Source organism: Trebonia sp., from assembly GCF_030042015.1.
Taxonomy (GTDB): Bacteria; Actinomycetota; Actinomycetes; order Streptosporangiales; family Streptosporangiaceae; genus Trebonia.
Genome location: NZ_JASIAL010000380.1, coordinates 1 through 5,834 on the forward strand (window position 1 = coordinate 1; position 5,834 = coordinate 5,834).

General features: G+C 74.8%; 6 protein-coding genes and 1 riboswitch. Of the genes, 3 read left to right on the forward strand and 3 right to left on the reverse strand.

Annotation, left to right across the window (positions count from 1 at the left end; translation table 11 throughout):
* A partial coding sequence (locus Q1N79_RS20765; protein ID WP_300611434.1) for an AAA family ATPase occupies positions 1-1,241 on the reverse strand: 1,241 nt, incomplete at its 3' end.
* 100 nt (positions 1,242-1,341) lie between these two features.
* Positions 1,342-1,469: riboswitch (cobalamin riboswitch) on the reverse strand.
* A gap of 15 nt (positions 1,470-1,484) precedes the next feature.
* Between Q1N79_RS20765 and cbiE the strand changes: the two genes are divergently transcribed.
* Both cbiE and cobM read left to right on the forward strand, forming a co-directional pair.
* Complete coding sequence (gene cbiE / locus Q1N79_RS20770; RefSeq protein ID WP_300611425.1) at positions 1,485-2,726, forward strand: precorrin-6y C5,15-methyltransferase (decarboxylating) subunit CbiE; 1,242 nt, start codon at positions 1,485-1,487, stop codon at positions 2,724-2,726.
* Entirely contained in the window at positions 2,723-3,484 is a 762-nt protein-coding gene (gene cobM / locus Q1N79_RS20775) for a precorrin-4 C(11)-methyltransferase (protein ID WP_300611426.1), read from the forward strand. The genes cbiE and cobM overlap by 4 nt, the downstream gene beginning before the upstream one ends.
* Here the strand turns inward: cobM and cobF are convergent.
* Positions 3,474-4,325, reverse strand: a complete 852-nt coding sequence (gene cobF, locus Q1N79_RS20780; protein ID WP_300611428.1) for a precorrin-6A synthase (deacetylating) — start codon at positions 4,323-4,325, stop codon at positions 3,474-3,476. The genes cobM and cobF overlap by 11 nt on opposite strands.
* Positions 4,326-4,372: 47 nt before the next feature.
* Between cobF and Q1N79_RS20785 the strand changes: the two genes are divergently transcribed.
* The gene (locus tag Q1N79_RS20785) at positions 4,373-5,113 is read left to right on the forward strand and encodes a cobalt-precorrin-6A reductase (RefSeq protein ID WP_300611430.1); all 741 of its coding nucleotides are present in this window, start codon (positions 4,373-4,375) and stop codon (positions 5,111-5,113) included.
* Here Q1N79_RS20785 and cobJ read toward each other — a convergent pair.
* Positions 5,088-5,834 (reverse strand): precorrin-3B C(17)-methyltransferase (gene cobJ / locus Q1N79_RS20790; protein WP_300611432.1); only part of this gene is annotated, 747 nt, incomplete at its 5' end. The two genes, Q1N79_RS20785 and cobJ, sit on opposite strands and share 26 nt — an antisense overlap.

Here is a 5,834-nt window from a genome sequence, read left to right on the forward strand (position 1 = left end):
GTCGCGGCGCGGGAGCGGCGTCCGGCGGCGCCCTGCCCCTTGCCTGGCACCTCAAGCCGCCGCGCCCGGAACGTCGCCCCGCTGGGCACGACCGACTCCCGGCTGGGCACGACCGACTCCCGGCTGGCCGGGGCCTGCCGCCCGTCGTCGCCGTTGAGCGGCGCGCCATCCGGGCCGCCGCCATCCGGGCCGCCGGGATCCTGGCCGCCGGGATCCTGGCCAGTTCCCGGTCCTGGACCGTCGTCCGGCGGCGGATCGGGTTCGTCGTCCGGGTCGCCAAGCGCGTCGTCAAGCTGCTGTTCGTCAAGGCCTGGGGCGTCGAACGGGTTGCGCCGGCGCCGGTGCGGCAGCGCGAGCCGGGCGGCGGCGCGGATGTCCTCGCGGGTGACCGCCGCCCCGCCCCGCCACGCCGCGTGCGCGGCGGCAGTCCTGGCGATCACGATGTCGGCCCGCAGCCCGTCCACGTCGAAGACGGCGCAGACCGCCGCGATCCGCTCAAGGGTCTGGTCGTCAAGGACCACAGAAGGCAGCCGCTCCTGGGCGGCGGCGATGGCCGCGGCGAGCGATGCCTCAGCGGCGGCGAACTGCGCGGCGAACGCCATCGGATCGGTGTCGAAACCGATCCGGCGGCGCACGACCTCGGCCCTGCTCGCCGGGTCGCGGGGCGCGCTCGCCTCGACCGTGAGCCCGAACCTGTCGAGCAACTGCGGCCGCAGCTCGCCTTCCTCCGGGTTCATGGTTCCCACCAGCAGGAACCTCGCCTCGTGCCGGACCGAGACGCCGTCTCGCTCCACGTAGTTCGTGCCGAGTGCCGCCGCGTCGAGCAGCAGGTCCACCAGGTGGTCGTGCAGCAGGTTGACCTCATCGACGTACAGGACGCCACGGTGCGCGGCGGCCAGCAGGCCGGGTGAGAAGGATGTGACGCCCTCGGTGAGGGCGCGCCCGATGTCGAGGGAGCCGGTGAGCCGGTCCTCGGTCGCGCCGACCGGCAGTTCCACCAGCCGGGCCGGACGCCGCTGCGACGCGCCGCCTGGGGAGTGCGGCCCATCGGGACACCCGGGGTCGGGGGAACGCGGCGAGCACGAGAACCGGCAGCCGGTCACGACGTCCACGGGCGGCAGCACCGCGGTCAGCGCGCGCACGGCCGTCGACTTCGCGGTCCCCTTCTCCCCTCGGACGAGCACGCCGCCTATCGCCGGCGAGATGGCATTCAGGATCAGCGCCAGCCGCATGTCGTCCATCGCGACCACGGCACTGAACGGAAACTGGGTCAACGGAAGAGCACCTTCACCTGGCGGGTGTCCGCGCCCGCCGACAGCGACGACCACCGGGCGGTGGCCCGGCGGCACGGGTGCCGATGGCCTGGCTTCCTGCAACGATCAAGCAGCAGGTCACAGTGGCGGGACCGCCCCGGATTCGCACCGGTGTTCCTCGGCAGCCGTTCGCCCGCCATCCTCTCACAGCCGTGCGGCAAACTGTAGGGCGTGCTCAGCCAGATCGTGACCGTGGTCGGCATCGGGGCCGACGGGTGGCCGGGACTGTCCCCGGTTTCGAGGGCCGCCGTTGAGCAGGCCGGCGTGATCGTCGGCGGCCCGCGCCAGCTCGCGCTCCTGCCCGGCGCCGTCACCGGCAGGCGCGTCCCGCTGCCGAGCCCGCTGCTCCCCGGCCTGTCCGAGCTGGTCGCGGCCCATGCGGGCACGGACGGCCCCGGCGCCGCCCTCGCCGGGGCGGCCCCGGCGCTTGTGGTGCTGGCGAGCGGCGACCCGATGTTTTACGGCATCGGCGCCACCCTCGCCCGGCTGCTGGGTCCCGCGCGGCTGCGTGTGCTCCCGCACCTGTCATCGGTGTCGCTCGCCGCGGCGCGGCTCGGCTGGCCGCTGGACGACGTCGACGTGGTAAGCCTGGTCGGCCGTCCCCGGGAGCTGCTGCTTCCGCTGCTGCAGCCCGGGCGGCGGGTGTTCGCCCTCACCGCTCAGGAGACGGCCGCCGCGGACGTGCGCGCGATGCTCGCCGCCCGCGGGCTCGGCGCCAGCCCGGTGACCGTGCTCGCCGACCTCGGCGGCCCGGACGAGCGGGTAGCCCCGGCCGGCGAAGGGCCGCACAGCAGCCTGGCGATCCTGGCGATCGAATGCCGTCTTGACGCCGCGGCCGTGCCGCTGCCGCGCGTGCCCGGCCTGCCCGACGACGCGTTCGAGCATGACGGGCAGCTCACCAAGCGGGAGATCAGGGCACTCGCGCTGGCCGAGCTCGCCGCCGTCCCCGGTCAGCTGCTGTGGGACGTGGGGGCCGGGTCAGGAAGCGTCGGCATCGAGTGGATGCGCGTCCACCCGGCCAGCCGCGCGGTCGCGATCGAGCCGCGCGCCGACCGCCGCGAGCGCATCGCCCGCAACGCCGCCGCGCTCGGCGTGCCGGGACTTTCCGTGGTGGCCGGGGCCGCGCCGCAGGCGCTGGCCGGGCTGCCCGCGCCCGACGCGGTCTTCGTCGGCGGCGGCGTCACCGTCGCCGGTGTCGTGACCGGGTGCTGGGACGCGCTCGGGCCCGGCGGGAGGCTGGTGGCGAACGCGGTCACGATCGAGGGGCAGGCCGTCCTGGCGGACTGGCGGCAGCGGCTGGGCGGTACCCTGACCCGGATCGGCGTGGAGCGCGCCGGCGGGCTCGGCTCCCTCACGACCTGGCGGCCGGCGCTGCCCGTCGTCCAGTGGTCGATCAGGAAGGAGGGCTCGTGACCGTTCATTTCGTCGGCGCGGGCCCGGGTGCCGCCGACCTGATCACCGTCCGGGCGCAGCGGCTGCTCTCCCGATGCTCGGTGTGCCTGTACGCCGGCAGCCTCGTCCCCGGCGAAGTCCTCGCGCACTGCCCGGCGGACGCGCGGCTGATCGACACCGCCGACCTCACGCTGGACCAGATCGTCGCGGCCATGACGGAAGCGGACGCCGCGGGCCTGGACGTGGTGCGGCTGTGTTCCGGCGACCCGGCCGTCTTCAGCGCGGTCGCCGAGCAGGCCCGGCGTCTGGACCGGGCCGGGATCGGCTACGACATCACCCCCGGCGTACCCGCGTTCGCCGCCGCCGCCGCGGCGCTGCGGCGCGAGCTCACCGTGCCTGAGGTCGGCCAGACGGTCGTGCTCACCAGGATCGCGCAGCGGGCCACCCCGATGCCGCCGGGCGAGGACCTGGCCAGCCTCGGCGCGACCGGCGCGACCCTGGTGCTGCACCTCGCCGTGCAGCGGGTCGAGCGGGTGGCCACGGAACTCGTCCCGCACTACGGGCCGGAGTGTCCCGCGGCTGTCGTCGCGTACGCCAGCCAGGAGCGGGAAGTCATCCTGCGCGGCACGCTCGGCGACATAGCCGGGCAGGTGCTGGCCGCCGGGGTGAAGCGCACCGCGGTGATCATCGTCGGCAGGGTGCTGGCCGCGGAAGGGTTCCGCGACAGCCACCTGTACTCGGCCGCGAGGGATCGTCCGCCGCGCCGGGCTACCCCGTAGTCTCCCGGTCGCCGGTTGCGGGCTTGGCGTGGCCGCCGGTGGCGGGCTTGGCGTGGCCGCCGGTGGCGGGCTTGGCGTCCCGGCGCAGCAGGTAGGTGTCCATGATCCAGCCGTGCCGTTCGCGCAGCCGGGCGCGCGTCTGCGTGATCTGAGCGGCGACGTCCGCCAGCGGCCCGGAGATCAAGATCTCGTCCGGCGTGCTGAGGTAGGCGCCCCAGTAAACGGACAGGCCGGGCTCGTCGAACCCCGCGGCGGTGAAGCCGCGGTCCAGCATGACCACGGCGCTGTCCAGGCCGGCGGGCAGCCCGCCGGCGATCTTGCGGGCCGGGGTGATGTGGATGGGCTCGCCGGTCCGGTTCAGCGGGATCCGGTGCGCCGCCGCGAGCGCCTGCACGCTCGTCACGCCCGGAATCACGGCGTAGTCGAAACAGACGGTGCCGAGCGCGAGGACGCGGTCGACGACCCGCAGCATCGAGTCGTAGACGGACGGGTCGCCCCACACGAGGAACGCGCCGACGCCGTCCTGGCCGAGCTCGGTCTCGATCGCCCGGGCGATGAGCTCCGAGCGGGCCTCGTGCCAGTCCCGTACCGCGCCCAGGTACCCGCCGTCGTTCAGCGACGGGGACCGGTCGCGCGGCGGCTCGGGAATGTCCACGACACGGTACGTAGGGCGGGTGACGTGCCGTCGCAGGATCTCGTCCCTGGCCGCGTTGAGCCCGGACTTGGCGTCTCCCTTGTCCATCCGGAAGAACACGTCGGCCCTGTTGAGAGCCTGCACGGCCTGGACGGTGATCTGGTCCGGGTGGCCGGGGCCCATCCCGACGACGAGCAGTTCGCGCATCTGCCCAGTGTCGCGTACCGCGCGGTGCCCCGCACTACCCTGTGCCGGTGCGCATCCTGATCCTCGGCGGAACCGGTGAGGCGCGGGAACTGGCCGCCGATCTCGTGGCAGCGGGCGCCGACGTGCTGTCCTCGCTGGCCGGCCGGGTACGGCAGCCGCGGCTTCCCGACGGCCCGGTGCGAGTCGGCGGCTTCGGCGGCGCGGCTGGCCTGGCGGCCTTCCTGGCCGACGAGGGCATCACTCACCTCATCGACGCGACGCACCCGTTCGCCGGGGGCATCTCGGCCAACGCGGCGCTGGCCGCCGGGCAGGCCGGCGTGCCACGGCTGGTGCTGCGGCGTCCCGCGTGGGAGCCCGATCCGTCCTGGGAAACGGTCACTGACGTGCCCGCGGCGGCCGCGGCCGTCAGGGACTGGCCCGGCGAGGGCGTGTTCCTCACCACGGGCCGTCGCGACCTGGGCGCTTTCGCTGCCGACGACCGCCACCTGTTCCTCGTCCGTACGGTCGACCCGCCCGACGGGCGCACGCCGCCGCGGATGACGCTGATCCTCGACCGGGGGCCGTACACCGTCGGGGGAGAGTCCGCGCTGATGCGCGAGCATCGGGTCGGGCTGCTTGTGACGAAGAACAGCGGCGGCACGATGACGGCCGCCAAGCTGCAGGCCGCCCGGGATCTGGGCGTCCAGGTGATCATGGTGCGGCGCCCGCCGCTGCCGCCCGGCAGCGCGGTGGTGGCGACGGTCGCCGAGGCGCTGCGGTGGATCAGCCGGGATAGCGGCGCGGCGTGATCACCCGGGCCTCGCCCGAGCCGCCGCGCACTATCCGTGTCTGGCTGGAGCCGACGATGACCAGGCAGCGCATGTCGACCTGCCCGGGGTCGAGTTCGCCGAGGGTCGTCACGGTGACCTGCTGGTCATCCGTCCCGACGGCGCGCCCGATCACGACCGGCGTACCGGGATCGCGGAAGGCGAGCAGCAGGTCACGCGCATCGGCCAGCTGCCGCCGCCGGGACCGCGACGCCGGGTTGTAGATCGCGATGGCGAAGTCGCCCTTCGCGGCCGCCTCCAGGCGGCCGGCGATGACCGGCCACGGCTTGAGCTGGTCCGACAGCGACAGCATCACGTAGTCGTGGCCGAGCGGTGCCCCGGCGACGCTGGCGACGGCCTGCGCGGCGGTGACACCGGGGACGACGGCGACCGGCACCCCGGCGAACCGCTCATCGGCCGCGGCCGCCTCGAGGACCACCGAGGCCATGGCGAACACCCCAGGGTCGCCTGAGGACACCACGGCGACCCGGCGGCCGCGCAGCGCCAGGTCGAGGGCGAACTCCGCGCGCTCCGCTTCCACCCGGTTGTCGCTGCCGTGCCGCCGCTGCCGTGGATTGAGCGGCACGCGGTCCACGTAGCCCGCATAGCCGACGATGTCGTCGGCGGCCGAGAGCACCCCCATCGCCTGCGGCGTCAGCCAGTCCCGCCCGCCGGGGCCGAGCCCCACCACGTCGACCCGGCC

Coding starts and splice junctions, on each gene's coding strand:
- cobF (WP_300611428.1), bottom strand. CDS start 4,325: ATGCGCGAACTGCTCGTCGTCGGGATGGGCCCCGGCCACCCGGACCAG.